This is a genomic window from Enterococcus sp. HMSC076E04, from assembly GCF_001814285.1.
GTDB classification, from domain to species: Bacteria; Bacillota; Bacilli; order Lactobacillales; family Enterococcaceae; genus Enterococcus_B; species Enterococcus_B lactis.
Genome location: NZ_KV815619.1, coordinates 1 through 19731, shown reverse-complemented (window position 1 = coordinate 19731; position 19731 = coordinate 1). Strand labels below are relative to the sequence as shown.

The window sequence follows — 19731 nt, the reverse complement described above, 5'->3', positions numbered from 1 at the left end:
ACAAGCGTGCAAATACAAAAGAGAGAGGAGAGAAAAATGAAACTATTCAAAATACTAGCAGTTTTTACCTTACTGTTTTCCAGCATCAGCCCGACTACCCTTGTCTACGCAGTCTCATCTTTGACGCCTGAAAGTAGCGAGACAGCAAATGAAGAAACACCGACAGAACCAATAGCCGAACCGCAAGTGGAAGAAGCTCCTGCAGTAGTCGATCCTGTAGCAGAAGAATCATCCACGGAACCAACCACACCCGAACCGTCAACCGTCGAACCGCAAACAGAGCCAGCAGTTCCCGTACCAGAAACGGCTGTGCCAGGTCCGCAGATTGATCTTCCCAATCTTCCCCAATATCGCGGAGATTTGAGAAGGAATGGAGAAAGTTCCTATCAGGCAGCAGCCCAGCCTGGATTCAATGCGGGAGTCAGCAACTTATCGGAACTGGGTCCCAATGTAGGTGACAGTATTTCCTACAGCTTTACGATTCCGACTCATTCTCTCGTATATGGGAATGGCACTGACTGGATCGCGTATATTGTTGGTAATGGTAATATCGGTGTTAGATTTGTTGATAGGATGTACTATGGTCGATCGCCAAATCATACAGATAAATATTCAACGACTTATCAGATCGGTCGCACGGAAGTTGTCGAAGTCGGGGGCGCTTCTGGTGATCTTAGTATTACGTCGAATCACACGATAAACAATAATGATTTCACGATGACGATGTCAGGGACGATCACTAGAACAAGAGCTAGCAACCGTACCGATTATCAGTTAACAGCTGGGATCCATAATCTTGTATTAGGTTCTACTGCCGTAGCTTCAGGTAATGAGGTAGATCCTACGCCTATAGAAGATGTGCCGATCAATTATCTGTCGATTGGGAACTTTACGGTCAATACTAGGGAACCAGAACCTACTGTAGAGATCACCGCCAATCCTGCCAATCCTTTTATTTTGGGTGTGCTTCCTCAGGAACACAAAGATAGTCTGATAGTAAGGGTTAATGGGAGCCTGTTGCCTTCTTCTGGCCCAGATAGTTACGAGATCATTGAGACTAACTTAGGTAGCTTGGACGTGGTAGGGACAGTAGGATCAAAAAGTGCATGGGTGAGAATCCGTTATACGATGGATGGAACCGTTCATGAGAGTGAAAGAATACATTTCCAAATGCCTGTCGTATGGGGAGACAGTATCGTGTTTGGTGGAAGTGATCCAATAGCTATGAGGACAGTGGCTGCTTTCACCTTACATCATCGTGGAACAAGTCCAGTGATTACTGCAGTTACAGGAAGAAACAATTCGGGTTTAACTAATTTTGTGATAAATGAAAATTATTTAGGTCAAAATTACTATAATTTTTCTTGGTACAACTTGAGTCAAAAAAATATTCTTGATTTGACAAATGATTCCGCGGATCGAGCAGTCTCAGCAAGAGGAAATGCTAGAAACCAAGATATCTTGAATAGCTGGAATACACAAATCAACTATGTCAACTATGGTGATGTCGTCCGTTCATGGGTGGCAGACCCAGAAAAGAACGCAGTGACAAATTCAATGACAATAGATGCGCCATTTGTCTTTAATGGTGGAGAAGTCTACTATGAAATCACTACGAACGGCTACCGTAAATTGGACATCAACACATTGACACCGACAGAACAATCGATTGAACGTGGCGCTTCGCAAGCATCTTTAGATAGTCAAGTCAGTCGATTTCTAGACACTTCTGGCAAGGAGAACCTTCGAGTAGTGAGATTCCTGGATTATCCAGATACTTCTACTTTAGGAGAAAAGACTGGAACAATCCAAGTCGAAGAAACCTTATCGACAGGAAAAACAGTGACATACGACTACACAGTACCATTTGTCGTGACTCCTAAACTTGAAGTAACGGCTAAGCCTGATAGTAAGGTATTGCTAGGAACAGATATGAATACAGTTGATCTACGTCAGTTTTTAGATGTCGAGGTAGATGGAGAGCAACTTGATGACGACAAATATGAAGTAGAAATGACTGCTGCACCTATTGCTACAGATACCGTGAGCGTTGGAAGAGCACAATCGATTCGAGTCACTGTGAATGGGACAACTCTTTCTCAAGATACATCTATCAATATAGGTGTTATATGGGGAGACAGTATTGCGTTTGGTGGTAGTGATCCAATAGCTATGAGGACAGTTGCTGCTTTCACCTTACATCATCGGGGGACTCGTCCATCAATTACTGCAAGTAGAGGAATAAGACCTAACGAAGGCAACTTCATTATAAATTCGGGTTACTATGGGAGAGATTACTATAATTTTTCTTGGTATGACGTGAGTCAAAAAAACAATGTAGATCTAACGAACGATTCTGCTAATCAAGCAGTAACAGCGGAAGGAGGAGAACGACAGAATGATGTTTTAAACCGCTGGAGGACACAAACGGTCAACTATGGTGATGTCGTCCGTGCTTGGGTAGCAGATCCAACAAAAAATGCAGTGACAGAAAACGAGCAATTTGTCTCTAACGGCGGAGAAGTCTACTACGAGATCACAGCAAACGGTTACCGCGCGTTGAATATCAATAAATTGACTACATCAAGTCATATGATTTTACAAGGGATGACAGAGAGTGAATTAGACAGCCGACTAGCCGAGTTCTTAGATGTATCAAGTGTAGAGAACATCAACTTGGATAGATTTGTCCAGTATCCAGATACTTCTGTCATCGGCACGACAAGTGGAACGATCCGAGTAACAGAGACTTTATCTACAGGAAAAACAGTCTCCTATGACTATGAGATCACCTTTACAGTTGAAAACGCCCCTCCAACAGCTGATCCAATTGCGCAAGAATTGTATTTAGGAGAATCATTGCCAGATTCGCCAATGGATCTGCTAGAAAACGTATCAGATGACAGAGACGATCCATCAGAACTGAAAGCCACTTATCTAAACCGACCAAACATCGACCGTGTTGGAGAGATGACCGCTAGCATTCAACTGGAAGATTCAGGGGGAGCTATTTCAGTCATCGAAGTGCCGATTACCGTCAAGTGGGGAAGTACGATTTCTTTAAGAGGAAACAGTAATATTACTGTTGGAGCATACAGTTTGACGAAAAATGGAGATGGCACACTACATCTTCATTCGACATTTGGGGACAACAGCGTGTATCGAGATCGTCAAGTCCATCCTGATTATGGAAGTAGTGATTTTTATCATTTGGAAGTGTTCGACGGAGAAACCAGCATATATAAATATGCTGTCAGAGGAGACCAACTCATTGGAGAGGCAATCAATGGATTCAATCACGGTAATCCTTTGGAGGTTTCTGTGGGTAACACGATCAGAGTTTTTTGTAGAGATTCTGATATCGATCGAAACAACTTAATGGTAAACGAAATAGAAAAAAATCACACTTACGAAACAGATTATGCTTACTATAGAGTGACAGAAGAAGGGCTGGAACCAGCACCTGTTCTAGCAGCGAAATCACTGAAGCAAGACTTTGTCCTTGGTGAAGATATTACGGAGTTAAACCCCCACGATTTATTTGAATACGTTGGGTTAAACAACTGCGTAATTTCTTCTGATAAATACGAAGTCGAACAACTCATAGGTTTTGATACTTCCTTGGTAGGTACTCGTAATGCTAAAGTAAAGATAACATCTACTGTAGCTAATATTTCATTGGAAGTAGAAATACCATATGAAGTGAAATGGGGAAGTACGATTTCTTTAAGAGGACTTAGTGATCGTACAGTTGGCGCCTATAGTTTGACGAGAAGCGCAGATGGCACACTGCGTCTGCATTCGACATTTGGTGACAATAGAACGAATCAAGGTATGCAAGTCCATTCTTATTATGGAAGTAGCGTCTATTATTCCATCGAAGTGTTCGACGGAGAAACAAGCACATATCAGTATGAAGTCACAGGGAATGCGATTATCCGAAATGCAATCAATGGATTCAATCAAGGCAATCCGCTAGAAGTTTCTGCGGGGAATATCATCAAAGTCTTTCATGGGGAGTCCCACAGTCGAAGTCGATTGATGGTAAATGAAGTCGCGGAAAACTACTCCTTCGGTACACCTTTTTCTTACTACCGAGTAACGGACAATGGCTTAGTTCCGATCAAACACTTGGAAGCTGAAGCAGTCCCTCAGACATTTAACTTAGGTGAAAGCGTTGACGGACGTGACCTAAAAGAATTCGTTAAGGATGTGCAGGTAAATGGTGTAGCAGTGGATGCAAGTGAATATGAAGTCACCTTACGTTCAGAACTTGATACGTCATTGATTGGTACGCGTGAAATCGATATTGAAGTCCGTACAACTGATGGACTAGGTATCGTACAACTGACAGTTCCTTATGAAGTGAAGTGGGGGAACTCGATCATCGCGCAAGATCAGGTAGCAAACTCTGATAAGACAGTAGCTGTTCTGTCATTGACCGAAGAGAATAATTTGCCAAAACTGACAGCTACGCAAGGAGACGGACTTGATTCTTTCAGTCCAGTAGCCTCTGCACCACAAGCAGTATTTTATCGTGGTGATCTTACTTCACCAAGATTCTCCCTTTTGACCAATAACTTGGCTATGGACGCACAAACACTGAGAAGCAATTGGAACAATGTTCTTAGACAAAATGAATTAGCCTATGGTGATGTGCTTTCTTTTGAAGTTTTCGATTCTGCAGGGAATAACCTACTTGGAAATAAAACAGCTGTCTCAAGAAATGAACAGTTAGTAAAAGAAGTAATCGGCTATCCGCAAGCTTTTTACGAAATGACAGCTAATGGGTTCAATCTTCTACGTATCAACCAATTAAAAGTAGAAACGCAAACCATTGAAAGTGGATTGACAGAAGAGGAATTAAGTCAAAATATCGAATCTTATCTGTCAACTGACGGATTCGATACGATCCATGTGACAAAGTTCATCCAATATCCTGACACAAGTAAAGCTGGAACAAGTAACGGGATCATCGAAGTAGAAGAAACATTAGCGACAGGTGGCACAGCTACGTATAACTATACGGTACCATTTATCGTGGAGAACTCGACGGAATGGATCGATGTCAAGATTCCTAAAAAATTGCTTTTTGGAACGACTGACGCAAATAAAGGAATGGTTTCTTCCCCGCTTTACTACATCGAGAACGCTGGGATGAGAAATCTAAAAGTCAGCGTGGAAGAAATCAACATCACGAACAATACAAATAACTTGGAGCTGTTACGTACAGCTGATGCAGATCCATCTGCAGAGAGGGCAGCAGCAAAACTTCGTATGAATTACAAGACGAGCAATATCCTTGTCGATCTTTATGAAAGTACACCAAATCAGATAGTTGCTGAGCTGGCGCCGAACGAACAAACCCAGTTTATGATCGAAGGGCAATACTTTGGAAACTATCAGCAAGAAATCAATATTGGGTTGGATATCCGCTATCGATTTGAGGTTGCTTCGTAAGGTAGAAAGCTGTTGATTTGAAGAAAATGATGTACGAACACAAAAGCCCATCAATCGATTGAAATCGGTTGATGGGCTTTTTGAGTATTATCGTGTAGGGTTAGGCTTTGACTGCGATGGACTTGATAGATTTGAATTCTTAGCTCTGTTACTAGCGTCTTGAGTTAAGTTATATAATTTTTTTTCTTGGGTGGGTTGTTGTGTGTTTTTTTCCTGATAAGAGGTTAGGCTTTTAGAAAGGCTCTGTTTGTAGTCCTCAACTGCTTTTTGTAATTTTTGAGGTGGATTTTCTAGTTTCGCCATCTCTTGCCTAGCATTCCAACCTAAAGATTGATCAGCTCTGAGTGCATTATCAATTTTTACTTGAGTAGTTACGTAATTTTGTATTGCATTTGTGATCTTATTTTTGTTAAAAAGTCTATTCATGAATGTATCTACCTTTTTACATTGTTTTAAATTATTTGTTTGTTTAGCTAGCAGCGACTTAAAATCATTTAAACTGGTCTCTTGTTTTGCCTCTTGTTTTTTAAATGATTGTTCTTTTTGCTTCTGTTGTGCCTTTTGTTTCGCCATTGTTTTTCTAGTATTATCAAAGGTCTTTAATATTTCTGGTGCTCGTGTTTTCAGTTCTTCTCGTAATTTTGATGCTTTTAATTCTGCCTTCGCATATACCTTGTTATCTTCAACTATTTTGTATTCAGGTGTATGTTTTCCATGTTTGGGTGTACTTTCCATAACATTTATATTATCTCGGAGTTGTGCTGCAAGATTTTTTGTTGTAGGGTCTTTAATCTCATTGATCATTTTATCTAATAGTGTTTCTTGCCTATAATCTGGTGAATTTGCAATATCTTCTTTTGGCATGTCAATTCCTCTTTTCTTTTTTTATTTGTATCTTTGTATTCACTTTATCATGCTTTCTTTTTGTTTTTGTTCCGTCTTTTTCTAAGGTGGAAAATATCTGGTACGGTTTTCTGATATTTTCCATAAAAAATAAAACAAGGTGCTTCTTTATGAAAAAAGATTCGTACCGATTTTTTTCAATCCTCATTTATCCTCGTTGTCAAAGGCTTTTTTTCTTCGTATCATTCTTTTTTATTTTTAGAAATTATGGTCCCAAGGCATGAAAAAAAACATGTTATAGTAAAAACATAAGTGAAGTTGGCAGAGGAATCAGCCGATTTTTTACTGTCTATCTAAGCGAAAAACAGCTGTCCACAAAAATCAAATCGAGGAGGATGCATTTGAAAAAACTCATCACTAATTTAACACGTACAGATGTTTCGCCCCTGATTCTTCGGTTAAAAGGAGAGAAACAAGCATTTACGTTTGAAGACATCGAAAAAGAAAGCGGGATAAAATTGACGAGCGCAGACAAATTTTTGATCCGTTCTGTCGCAGAGAAAAAATTCAAAATGCAAGTGGTGTGCGAAGCACCGGAGAACCAGCTGAAGTTCTTTCCAAAAGCAAAAGAACTTTCTTGATCACTCTATTTATTGTTCTATCTATGTAGCAAACAGGAAAAAATAACAAATATGTTATTAAAAGTGTTGCAATCGCATACAAAAAGATTAAAAAACAAAATAGTCCTTTATCATAGGAGATGGAAACACGAGAATGTCAGACAGGGGGGATGGGATGCGTTGATTTTTTAGTTGTAAGTTGGTTGCTACATAGATAATAAAGGGGGGGTAATTGGATTGAAAAAGAAAATCATTGGTAGTCTATTACTATCAACGCTAGTGTTGACGAGTATGATAAATATGTTCATCAATGAAGACTTGCAAGCGGAAAATCACGTGCTCAATATCAGTCGCACGCTTCAAGAAGAAAAGGTGAACGATCTCAATCCTGGGGGAGAAGATGGTATCGGCAATGCCTGCCACTGATAGTCATCGAAAATTATCGCGTAGGCTATATCGGCTCTATCGACATCGTTCCTCAATAAAAAGAACGATGAGGAGATAGATATTTTTTAGGAAACAAGCACATAACTTATGATCGCATAAGTATTTTCACACAGGACTAGCAAATAGTCCTGTGTGGGTATCATAAAAAAACTGAATAGAAACAATAATCAGCTTTACCACCATTGATAGAAAAGAGATAGAAAACCGAGAAAAGGAATCGGTCCTCTATCTCTTTTTGCTGTACAAACGCATGTTTCTCCTGTTTTTTGCATGGATTCCTTTAAAGAAAGTGTACCATGCTTTCTTGATACGTTTAGAACACCTTTTTCTAGAGGATAGAAAAAGGTAAGTCAAGAGAATAAGGAGAGTCGTTTGAAGAGAACTCAGAAAAAAGGACACTGTATGAGATCAGGTGTCCTTTTGTGAAATCTGCTATTATTGCGTACGGATAGATGTGAGACTGATTTCGCCAGAAGACAAACTCATTTCCTGTCCATTTGTTTGGACGATCAGTTCGCCGTGATCACCGATTTCTTTTGCAAGTCCGACATAAGTCGTTCCTTTTTGATTGAACGACACGGTTTTTCCCAATACGAATGATTTTTCTTTATAAAAGTCCAATGCTTTTTTCGGTTGAGAAAGATAGGTGAACAATTCCTGCCAGATTTTGCTGATTAGCTGATTCCTTGTGATACTCGCTTGTCCATCAGGAAAGACAGAGGTGGCTTTTTCTTGGAGATCAGTTGGAAAATGATTTTGAGGAACAGAAAAATTCAGCCCGATCCCGATGATGATATGACTGATTCTGCCGCTTTCCATATCACTGACTGCTTCAGATAAAATCCCACAGACTTTTTTTCCATCCATGTAGATGTCATTGACCCATTTGATCGAAGCAGAACGACCGGTAACAGATTCAATGGCTTTCACACAGGCACTGGCTGCGATGATCGTATATTGAGGCAGTTCATCAAACCGTTTGTCTGGATGGAGCAAGAGACTCATGTAGATTCCTCGTCCAGGTTCGGCAAAAAAAGGTCGTCCAAAACGTCCACGAGCTTGTTCTTGTGTATCAGCAACAAATAATTTCGAAACAGAATCTCCGTGAGCTGCTGCCAGTTTGGCATCTTTCATCGTAGATTCAGAAGTCAACATCGTTTGTACCTTCAAATCGGGAATAAAAGACCGTAGCTTTTGCTGGATTTCTTTTGCATCTAGTACGTCAGAGGGCAAGTAACGATACCCTGTAGGCCCGTGCTCAAAACGATAGCCTGCCTTTTCCAATTCTTTGATGGCTTTCCAAATACTTGTCCGGGAAACTTCCAGTTGCTGTGCTAACTTTTCTCCGGAAAGAAAATCTGGCGTCTTTTTCAATAAATGAAGTACTTTGTCTTTTGTTGTCATGGCACCAAGCTCCTTTCCCATCCATTCTATCAGGAAGAAGGAGAGAACAAAATAGTTTTCGAAGAAACAACGGGTGATACATAAAGCAAAAACGAAAGAAGGAAAGAGAAAAAAGAAGAGGGTGGGCGTTCATTTTTTTCCCAGCCTCTTTCTGTTTATGAAGATAAAAGTACCTGATCGTCTTTCAACGTCGTGCCGCTGTTTTGTTTGAACAACGCCAATAGTTGAGGTACTGTGAGCTGCTGTTTTTCCTCTTGCTGGATATCGACGACGATCCTTCCTTGATGAAGCATGATCAGTCGATTTCCATAGCGGATCGCGTCTTCCATGTCATGTGTGACCATGAAAGCAGTGAGATTCTGCTCGGTGATCAGCTTTTCTGTCAAGTCCATGACGGTTTTGGAAGTAGCCGGGTCAAGCGCTGCAGTGTGCTCATCTAATAAGATCAGTTCTGGACGCTGCAATGTAGCCATTAACAGCGTGATGGCTTGACGTTGTCCCCCAGACAGCAAACCGATTTCTGAGGATAAACGATTTTCCAAACCCAAATTCAGCCGAGCCAGCTGTTCTTTGAAAAACGTTCGGTCTTGCGGTTTGACACCACGGAAGAAGCCGCGCTTTTTTCCTCGTTTCATAGCAAGAGCAAGATTTTCTTCTACCGTTAAACGAACGGCTGTCCCTAGTTTAGGATCTTGGAATACGCGACTGATGGATTTCGAACGTTCGACAACGGATTTTTTCGTGATATTTTTTCCATTCAATAAAATCTGTCCCTGATCGACAGAAAATGTACCGGCGATGCTGTTCAGCAAAGTAGATTTACCAGCACCATTTCCACCGATGATCGTCACGAAGTCGCCGGGTTCCAAAGAAAGATTAATCCCTTTCAGGACATGGTTTTCGTTGATCGTTCCTTTTTCAAAGGTATGATGGAGATTTTCCAATGTTAAGACGTCATTCATTTGACACTACCGCCTTTCCTTTTTTGAGATAAATGGAATTTTTGCTGAATCTGCGGGAAAGAAAGACAGATCACTAGTACGAAAGCAGAAGCAAGTTTCGAATCACTTGGTTCAACATTCAGTTCGAAGACTAACGCTAAAATAAAGCGGTAAATGACCGCACCTAAAACGACAGTCAATAGACGGAGAAATAGTGGCTGGTTACGTAACAAAACTTCTGCGATGATAATAGAAGCAAGTCCAATCACGATCGTTCCAATACCAGAATTCAAATCAGCAAAGCCGTTGTTTTGCGCAAGCAAGGAGCCAGAAAGAGCAATGCATCCATTAGAGATCATATAACCGATGATCTTCATATTATCGGTGTTGATCCCGTTCGCTTCGCTCATTGCCAGATTATCGCCAGTTGCACGAATGGCAAGACCTGTTTCTGTACGTAAGAACAAAACAAGTAAACATACAACGATCAAAGCAAAAAGCAGACCGACGATCAGTACAGCGTTGTCTTTTGTTATGCCGAATGACTCGACCCAATGAAAGATCGTTGGCTGACCCAATAAAGAGATGTTCGGCGCACCCATCACACGGGAGGTGACAGAGTATAAACCAGTCATGGTGATGATACCTGCAAGAAGGGCGGGGATTTTTAATTTTGTGTGAAGCAGTCCGGAAACAAGCCCTGCTGCCGCACCCCCTAAAAAGCCTAGAAGACAAGCTGTCAATGGGTGATAGCCATTTGTAATACTTACTGCCGCGATCCCTGCACCTAAAGGAAAGCTTCCTTCAGCAGTCAAGTCGGCAATGTCCAAGATACGGAAAGTGATATACACACCAATCGCAAGCAGGGCCCATAAGACCCCTTGCGACGCAGATGATAAGAAAAGAGAGAGCAAATTTGTCATGAGAATCCTCCTGTGTTTTATTCAGCTTCTTTGATGCTGTCTGGATTGATGCCTAATGCTTTGGCCATGTCTTTATTGACATACAGTTCCAAATCATTCGCTGTTTCGACAGGAAGTTCACTTGGCTTCTTGCCGTCTAAGATTTTTGCTGCCATGATCCCCGTTTGTTTGCCCAAGCTTTCGTAGTCGATCCCTACTGTTGCTAGACCGCCGTCTTTGACTTGATCAACTGCGCCAGCAACGACAGGTGTTTTTGTTTCTTTTGCGACTTCACCGACAACACTTGCCGCACTTGCGAACGTGTTATCAGTGGGAATATAGATTCCGTCTACATCTTTAGCTAGACTTTTCGTCACTTGTTGGACATCATTTGTGGAATTTGCTGTCAGTACTTTGACTTTTACGCCCGCTTTTTTCAATTCTTTTTCTGCCAAATCAGCTTGGATCTTAGAGTTTGCTTCACCGTTGTTATACATGATGCCGATTGTTTTGGCGTCTGGCACGATAGTTAACAGTAAGCCGATTTGTTTTTCGATTGGCACCATATCTGTCGTGCCAGTCACATTTCCGCCAGGTTTTTCATTGGATGTGACTAAATGGGCTTGTTCCAAGTCTGTGACCGCTGTGACAGTCATCGGGATAGTGGTTGTTTCATTTAATAAAGATTGTGCTGCTGGAGTGGCGATCCCAAGTAGCAAATCAGGATCTTCTTTGACGAGCTTCTCACTCATGCTTTTCAGGTTGTCTTGATTGTTTTGGGCATTTTGATAATCGATTGTTAGATTATCGCCTTCTTTATACCCTTCTTCTGCTAATCCTTCTTTGAATCCTTTATAGGCAGCGTCTAACGAGTTATGTTGTACAAGTTGCAATACGCCAATTGTTTTTTGTCCATCTGATGCCTCTGCGGAATTGTCTTTTTGTGCGCAACCTCCTAAAGCTAGTAGCAGAGTAGCGCCTAATCCAATTAATATGTTTTTTTTCATTTTTTTTCCTCCTTAATTTTGGGAAACAAAAAATCCATTCAGACAAAATGTCCAAATGGATTGAAAAGTCGGAAAATAAATTGAAAAGTAGAATGCTTGATACTTTTACTTTGTATTTTCATTGCTCAGCCACTTAGCATTTTGTCTACGTGGCTTTTTGCTGCAATACAAAGTTCTTTAGCCATCATAGATACAAACTGTCGTTTAACGTTTGTATCCATCATGATGAATACAAACCTATCTAAAGTAGCTAAAGTAAAAGTTATTCAGTTGTGTTGGTACGATTTGCTTGATATTGGTTCGCATAGAAGTTCCTCCACAAAATGAATTTTCTAAAGTATAACCGAGAAAAAATGGTCTGTCAATTAAGAATTGTCAGATAATTGAAAACATAAAATTGAAAACTTTAAGAAAATATTGCGAAAAAGCAGAAGAAACGCCAGGAAGTGTTGACTTTTATAGAAAATAAGTGTAGTATATGAAGTTGCAAAAACTATCTGATGAAGAAAAGGCAGAAACGAAATATTGTCCGTTTCGGCTTTAATATAAGGAAACAAAAGTAGAAGCTCACGAAGTAAGGTTTCAAGAGAATGTTCTATTTTTGGTTTTTTTTTGCCTAAAAGCCGCAAAAAATGTCTGTTGTTACCTAAAAATAATATTTGAAATATTATTGTAACAATTGATCGGGTAGTCTTTTTGAATGACATTTTAGAGGGGTGAAGAGCTTGGCTGGACACGTAGTAAAATACGGAAAACATCGCGAACGTAGAAGTTTCGCAAGAATCAGTGAAGTGTTGGAATTACCAAATTTGATCGAAATTCAAACAGACTCTTACCAATGGTTCTTAGATGAGGGACTTAGAGAAATGTTTGAAGACATTTTGCCAATCGATGACTTCAATGGCAATCTATCTTTGGAATTTGTAGATTATGAATTGAAAGAACCAAAGTATACAGTAGCAGAAGCTCGTGCGCATGATGCAAACTACTCTGCACCATTACATGTAACATTGCGTTTGACAAACCGCGAGACTGGCGAAATCAAAGCACAAGAAGTATTCTTCGGTGATTTCCCATTAATGACAGAACAAGGAACATTCATCATCAACGGGGCAGAGCGAGTAATCGTTTCTCAGTTAGTCCGTTCACCAGGTGTCTATTTCCATGGAAAAGTTGACAAAAACGGAAAAGAAGGATTCGGTTCTACTGTTATCCCTAACCGTGGCGCTTGGCTAGAGATGGAAACTGATGCAAAAGACATCTCTTATGTACGTATCGACCGTACACGTAAGATTCCTTTAACCGTATTAGTTCGTGCGTTAGGATTTGGTTCCGATGATACGATCTTTGAAATCTTCGGCGACAGCGAAACATTACGCAATACAGTCGAAAAAGACTTGCATAAAAACGCAAGCGACTCAAGAACAGAAGAAGGTTTGAAAGACGTTTACGAACGTTTGCGTCCAGGCGAACCAAAAACAGCAGACAGCTCACGTAACTTGCTGAATGCTCGTTTCTTCGATCCAAAACGTTACGACTTAGCAAACGTTGGTCGTTACAAAGTAAACAAAAAATTAGATTTGAAAACACGTCTATTGAATCTGACATTAGCTGAAACATTAGTTGATCCAGAAACAGGCGAGATCATCGTTGAAAAAGGAACAGTTCTGACTCACCAAGTCATGGAAACATTAGCTCCTTTCATTGATAACGGTCTAAATTCAGTGACTTACTATCCATCAGAAGATGGTGTGGTCACAGATCCAATGACTGTCCAAGTCATCAAAGTATTTTCACCAAGAGATCCTGAACGTGAAGTGAACGTGATCGGAAACGGCTATCCAGAAGCAGCTGTAAAAACGGTTCGTCCAGCCGACATCATTGCTTCAATGAGCTATTTCTTGAACTTGATGGAAGGTATCGGCAATGTCGATGATATTGACCACTTAGGAAATCGTCGTATCCGTTCAGTCGGTGAACTTTTACAAAACCAATTCCGTATCGGGCTAGCACGTATGGAACGTGTGGTTCGTGAAAGAATGTCGATCCAAGATACTGAAACATTGACACCTCAACAATTGATCAATATCCGTCCAGTTGTGGCAAGTATCAAAGAATTCTTTGGTTCTTCTCAGTTGTCACAGTTCATGGATCAAACAAATCCTCTTGGCGAATTGACACACAAACGTCGTCTTTCAGCCTTAGGACCTGGCGGATTGACTCGTGACCGTGCCGGTTATGAAGTTCGTGACGTTCACTACTCCCACTATGGCCGTATGTGTCCGATCGAAACTCCTGAAGGCCCAAACATCGGGTTGATCAATAGTTTGTCCAGTTATGCGAAAGTAAATAAATTCGGATTTATCGAAACACCTTATCGTCGTGTAGACCGCGAAACAGGTCGGGTTACTGACCAAATCGACTACTTGACAGCAGATATCGAAGACCATTACATCGTAGCCCAAGCAAACAGCCCATTGAATGAAGATGGAACATTTGCTCAAGACGTTGTTATGGCGCGTGCGCAAAGTGAAAACTTAGAAGTATCTATTGATAAAGTAGACTACATGGACGTATCACCTAAACAAGTAGTTGCCGTTGCGACAGCATGTATTCCTTTCTTGGAAAACGATGACTCCAACCGTGCCTTGATGGGTGCCAACATGCAGCGTCAAGCAGTGCCGTTGATCAATCCTCAAGCACCATGGGTTGGTACTGGTATGGAATACAAATCAGCGCATGACTCAGGAGCTGCTTTGTTATGTAAACATGACGGTGTCGTTGAATACGTTGATGCTTCTGAAATCCGTGTACGCCGCGACAACGGTGCATTAGATAAATACGATGTGACAAAATTCCGTCGTTCAAACTCCGGAACAAGCTACAACCAACGTCCAATCGTTCATTTGGGTGAGAAAGTCGAAAAAGGGGATACTCTGGCAGACGGACCATCTATGGAACAAGGCGAAATGGCTCTAGGTCAAAACGTTTTAGTTGGTTTCATGACTTGGGAAGGGTACAACTATGAAGATGCGATCATCATGAGCCGTCGTTTGGTAAAAGATGACGTATACACTTCTATTCATATTGAAGAATATGAATCAGAAGCCCGCGATACAAAATTAGGACCTGAAGAAATCACACGCGAAATCCCTAATGTCGGGGAAGACGCATTGAAAGATTTAGACGAAATGGGTATTATCCGTATCGGTGCAGAAGTCCAAGATGGCGATTTGCTTGTAGGGAAAGTCACGCCAAAAGGGGTAACAGAATTATCTGCAGAAGAACGTCTATTGCATGCGATCTTTGGCGAAAAAGCTCGTGAAGTCCGCGATACATCATTACGTGTACCGCATGGCGGCGGCGGGATCGTTCACGATGTGAAAATCTTTACTCGTGAAGCTGGAGATGAATTGTCACCAGGCGTAAACATGTTAGTTCGTGTTTATATCGTTCAAAAACGTAAAATCCATGAAGGGGATAAAATGGCCGGTCGTCACGGAAATAAAGGGGTTGTATCCCGTATTATGCCGGAAGAAGATATGCCATTCCTACCTGACGGAACACCAATCGATATCATGCTGAATCCTTTAGGGGTGCCTTCACGTATGAACATTGGACAAGTATTGGAATTACACTTGGGTATGGCTGCACGTCAGTTAGGTATCCACGTAGCAACGCCAGTATTCGATGGTGCAAGTGATGAAGACGTATGGGAAACAGTTCGTGAAGCCGGTATGGCCAGCGATGCGAAAACTGTTCTGTACGACGGACGTACAGGTGAACCATTTGACGGACGTGTGTCTGTCGGTGTGATGTACATGATCAAACTTGCTCACATGGTCGATGACAAATTGCATGCCCGTTCAATCGGACCTTACTCATTGGTTACACAACAACCATTGGGAGGTAAAGCTCAATTTGGTGGACAACGTTTTGGTGAAATGGAAGTATGGGCACTGGAAGCTTACGGTGCGGCTTATACTTTACAAGAAATCTTGACATACAAATCAGATGACGTAGTCGGACGTGTGAAAACATACGAAGCAATCGTCAAAGGTGAACCAATTCCAAAACCAGGTGTACCGGAATCCTTCCGCGTATTGGTGAAAGAATTGCAATCACTAGGTCTGGACATGCGTGTCTTGGATATCGAAGAGACAGAGATCGAACTTCGCGACATGGACGATGAAGACGACGATTTGATCACTGTTGATGCTTTGACAAAATTTGCCGAACAGCAAACTGCCAAAGAATTAGAAAAGAAAGCTGCTGAACAAGTGGAAGATGAAAGAGACGATGTCATCCAAAACTTTGAAACCGCAGAAGATAATTTAGACTAATCCGGTCTATGAGCTGCAAGGCGGTCGAAGATCAGCCGTCTTGCGGTTTGCCATTAAATGAAATGGAGGGAACCCCTTTTGATCGATGTAAATAAATTCGAAAGTATGCAAATAGGTTTGGCTTCTCCCGAAAAAATCAGAAGCTGGTCTTACGGTGAAGTAAAAAAACCTGAGACGATTAACTATCGTACCTTAAAACCTGAACGCGAAGGGTTGTTCTGTGAGCGGATTTTTGGTCCTACAAAAGACTGGGAATGTGCCTGCGGAAAATACAAACGTATCCGTTATAAAGGAATCGTTTGTGATCGATGCGGAGTGGAAGTGACTCGTTCGAAAGTTCGCCGTGAACGCATGGGACATATTGAATTAGCAGCTCCTGTTTCACATATCTGGTACTTTAAAGGGATTCCTTCACGTATGGGACTTGTATTAGACATGAGCCCACGCGCTTTGGAAGAAATCATTTATTTTGCTTCATATGTGGTTATCGAACCAGGAAACACGAATTTAGAGAAAAAACAATTGTTGACAGAACGCGAATATCGCGAAAAACGTGAACAATATGGACAAGAATTCCAAGCTGCTATGGGTGCAGAAGCGATCAAACAATTACTTGATAATGTTGATCTAGATGCAGAAGCAGCCGAATTGAAAGAAGAATTGAAATCTGCACAAGGACAAAAACGTACACGTGCAATCCGCCGTTTGGATATTTTAGAAGCATTCCGCGCTTCAGGAAATCAACCAAGCTGGATGGTTATGGATGTTATCCCTGTTATTCCACCAGATTTGCGCCCAATGGTTCAATTAGAAGGTGGACGTTTTGCAACAAGTGACTTGAATGATCTTTACCGTCGTGTCATCAACCGTAATAACCGTTTGAAACGTTTATTAGACTTGAACGCACCTGGAATCATCGTTCAAAACGAAAAACGCATGTTGCAAGAAGCAGTAGATGCATTGATCGATAACGGTCGTCGCGGACGTCCAGTAACTGGACCAGGTAACCGCCCATTGAAATCTCTTTCTCATATGTTGAAAGGGAAACAAGGTCGTTTCCGTCAAAACTTGCTAGGTAAACGTGTGGACTACTCCGGTCGTTCCGTTATCGTTGTTGGACCTTTCTTGAAAATGTACCAATGTGGACTTCCAAAAGAAATGGCCATCGAATTATTCAAACCATTCGTGATGCGTGAGCTTGTTCAACGTGAACTAGCTTCAAACATCAAAAATGCGAAACGTAAAATCGAACGTCAAGAAGACGAAGTATGGGATGTCTTAGAAGACGTAATCAAGGAACACCCAGTATTGCTGAACCGGGCACCTACGCTTCACCGACTTGGTATCCAAGCATTCGAACCAGTTTTAGTACAAGGACGCGCAATCCGTTTGCATCCACTTGTATGTGAAGCTTATAATGCCGATTTCGATGGAGACCAAATGGCTGTCCACGTGCCATTGAATGAAGAAGCACAAGCAGAAGCACGTATGTTGATGTTAGCTGCTCAAAACATCTTGAACCCTAAAGATGGTAAACCAGTTGTTACTCCTTCTCAAGATATGGTTCTAGGTAACTACTACTTGACAATGGAAGAAGAAGGACGCGAAGGCGAAGGAATGGTCTTCAGAGATCAAAACGAAGCTGTTATCGCATGGCGCAACGGATACGTTCATTTACATTCACGTATCGGTGTGAACCCTAACTCATTAGGTGAAAAACCATTTACTGAATGGCAAAAAGAACGTACGATGATCACAACAGTTGGTAAGATCATTTTCAACGAGATCATGCCTCCTGAATTCCCTTATCTGAATGAACCAACAGACTTCAACTTGACCGTCCAAACACCGGACAAATACTTTGTTGAAGCTGGTACGGATATTCCTGCACATATCAAAGAGCAAGAATTAGTATTACCGTTCAAGAAGAAAAACTTAGGGAACATCATCGCAGAAGTCTTCAAACGATTCAAAGTAACAGAAACTTCTAAGATGCTTGACCGTATGAAAGACTTAGGGTACAAACATTCAACACATGCCGGTATCACAGTAGGGATCGCTGACATCAGTGTACTGAATGAAAAACAAGAAATCATTGAAAATGCCCATAAACAAGTTGAAACTATTACAAAACAATTCCGTCGTGGTCTGATTACAGATGACGAGCGTTATGAACGTGTCATTGCTGTTTGGAACGCTGCAAAAGACAGCATCCAACAAAAACTGATGGAAGGTTTGGAAGCGAAAAACCCAATCTTCATGATGTCTGATTCTGGAGCTCGTGGGAACATTTCCAACTTTACACAGCTTGCCGGAATGCGTGGTTTGATGGCCGCTCCTAATGGTCGAATCATGGAATTGCCAATCATTTCGAACTTCCGTGAAGGACTATCCGTTTTGGAAATGTTTATCTCAACTCACGGGGCTCGTAAAGGGATGACCGATACAGCCTTGAAGACTGCCGATTCAGGTTACTTGACTCGTCGTCTGGTTGACGTGGCTCAAGATGTAATCATCCGTGAAGAAGATTGCGGGACTGACCGAGGTCTTGAGATCCAAGCAATCCGTGAAGGAAATGAAATCATCGAATCATTAGAAGATCGTTTAGTGGGACGTTACACTCGTAAAGAAGTACGTCATCCTGAAACAAATGAATTGATCATCGCAGGAAACCAATTGATTTCCGAAGACATCGCAAAACAAATCGTTGATGCAGGTGTCGAAACAGTGACGATCCGTTCTGTCTTCACATGTAATACAAAACATGGTGTCTGCAAACATTGTTACGGACGCAACCTTGCAACTGGCTCTGACGTTGAAGTCGGAGAAGCAGTTGGTACGATCGCCGCTCAATCAATCGGTGAACCTGGTACTCAGTTGACGATGCGTACGTTCCATACGGGTGGGGTTGCCGGAGACGATATCACTCAAGGTCTTCCTCGTGTCCAAGAAATCTTTGAAGCACGTAATCCGAAAGGGCAAGCAGTGATCACAGAAGTAACAGGGGATGTCATCGATATCTCAGAAGATCCTGCAACACGTACCAAAGAAGTAACAATCAAAGGAAAAACAGATACACGTACGTATACTGTTCCTTATACAGCACGTATGAAAGTAGCAGAAGGCGATATGATCCACCGTGGTGCACCATTGACAGAAGGATCAATCGATCCAAAACAATTGTTGCAAGTCCGCGATGTATTATCTGTTGAAAACTACTTGCTTCGTGAAGTACAACGTGTTTACCGTATGCAAGGGGTAGAAATCGGCGACAAGCATATCGAAGTAATGGTTCGTCAAATGCTGCGTAAAGTTCGTGTAATGGATCCAGGTGATACAGATATCTTACCAGGTACATTATTAGACATCGCAGACTTTAAAGATCAAAACTACAATACGCTAGTCTCAGGAGGCGTTCCTGCAACTTCTCGACCAGTCTTGCTAGGTATCACAAAAGCATCATTAGAAACAAATAGTTTCTTATCTGCTGCATCATTCCAAGAAACAACTCGTGTCTTGACGGATGCTGCGATCCGCGGTAAGAAAGATCCTCTTCTTGGTTTGAAAGAAAATGTTATTATCGGTAAGATCATCCCAGCTGGTACTGGTATGCAACGTTACCGTGACATGGAACCAAAAGAAGTCGGTGTAGCAAGTGAAAATGTCTACAGTATTTCAGATATTGAAGCGCAAATGGCTGCAGAAGACGCAATGAACAATCAAACAAAATAGAGGTTGTGACAGAAGTGGTCAGCTTCAAGAAA

10 protein-coding genes are annotated in these 19731 nt (G+C 41.5%); 5 read left to right on the top strand and 5 right to left on the bottom strand.

Features of this window, described 5'->3' with window-relative positions; translation table 11 throughout:
- Positions 1 to 36 precede the first annotated feature (36 nt).
- Positions 37 to 5460, top strand: coding sequence for a putative mucin/carbohydrate-binding domain-containing protein (locus HMPREF2961_RS10300; protein WP_025477338.1), 5424 nt, complete (start codon positions 37 to 39; stop codon positions 5458 to 5460).
- Between the two features lie 87 nt (positions 5461 to 5547).
- Here the strand turns inward: HMPREF2961_RS10300 and HMPREF2961_RS10295 are convergent, their stop codons facing one another.
- The gene (locus HMPREF2961_RS10295) at positions 5548 to 6324 is read right to left on the bottom strand and encodes a hypothetical protein (RefSeq protein WP_002315815.1); all 777 of its coding nucleotides are present in this window, start codon (positions 6322 to 6324) and stop codon (positions 5548 to 5550) included.
- A gap of 374 nt (positions 6325 to 6698) precedes the next feature.
- Between HMPREF2961_RS10295 and HMPREF2961_RS10285 the strand changes: the two genes are divergently transcribed.
- Both HMPREF2961_RS10285 and HMPREF2961_RS10280 read left to right on the top strand, forming a co-directional pair.
- On the top strand, positions 6699 to 6944 hold the full coding sequence (locus HMPREF2961_RS10285; RefSeq protein ID WP_002310557.1) for a hypothetical protein: 246 nt from the start codon (positions 6699 to 6701) through the stop codon (positions 6942 to 6944).
- 216 nt (positions 6945 to 7160) lie between these two features.
- Positions 7161 to 7349: a hypothetical protein gene (locus tag HMPREF2961_RS10280; protein WP_002315817.1), complete on the top strand. Its 189-nt coding sequence runs from the start codon at positions 7161 to 7163 to the stop codon at positions 7347 to 7349.
- Positions 7350 to 7805: 456 nt separating this feature from the next.
- Here HMPREF2961_RS10280 and HMPREF2961_RS10275 read toward each other — a convergent pair whose 3' ends face one another.
- The 4 genes from HMPREF2961_RS10275 to HMPREF2961_RS10260 form a co-directional block, all read right to left on the bottom strand.
- Positions 7806 to 8774, bottom strand: coding sequence for a biotin--[acetyl-CoA-carboxylase] ligase (locus HMPREF2961_RS10275; RefSeq protein ID WP_070704735.1), 969 nt, complete (start codon positions 8772 to 8774; stop codon positions 7806 to 7808).
- Positions 8775 to 8929: 155 nt separating this feature from the next.
- Entirely contained in the window at positions 8930 to 9736 is an 807-nt protein-coding gene (locus HMPREF2961_RS10270; RefSeq protein ID WP_002315819.1) for an ABC transporter ATP-binding protein, read from the bottom strand.
- Complete coding sequence (locus HMPREF2961_RS10265; protein WP_002315820.1) at positions 9733 to 10638, bottom strand: ABC transporter permease; 906 nt, start codon at positions 10636 to 10638, stop codon at positions 9733 to 9735. The genes HMPREF2961_RS10270 and HMPREF2961_RS10265 overlap by 4 nt, the downstream gene beginning before the upstream one ends.
- 17 nt (positions 10639 to 10655) lie before the next feature.
- Positions 10656 to 11624 (bottom strand): ABC transporter substrate-binding protein, encoded by a 969-nt coding sequence (locus HMPREF2961_RS10260; protein ID WP_025477340.1) that lies wholly within the window; start codon positions 11622 to 11624, stop codon positions 10656 to 10658.
- A gap of 725 nt (positions 11625 to 12349) precedes the next feature.
- Between HMPREF2961_RS10260 and rpoB the strand changes: the two genes are divergently transcribed.
- Positions 12350 to 15967, top strand: coding sequence for a DNA-directed RNA polymerase subunit beta (rpoB, locus tag HMPREF2961_RS10255; protein ID WP_002310550.1), 3618 nt, complete (start codon positions 12350 to 12352; stop codon positions 15965 to 15967).
- 78 nt (positions 15968 to 16045) lie between these two features.
- Entirely contained in the window at positions 16046 to 19699 is a 3654-nt protein-coding gene (rpoC, locus tag HMPREF2961_RS10250) for a DNA-directed RNA polymerase subunit beta' (protein ID WP_002295965.1), read from the top strand.
- The last annotated feature ends 32 nt before the right edge of the window (positions 19700 to 19731 follow it).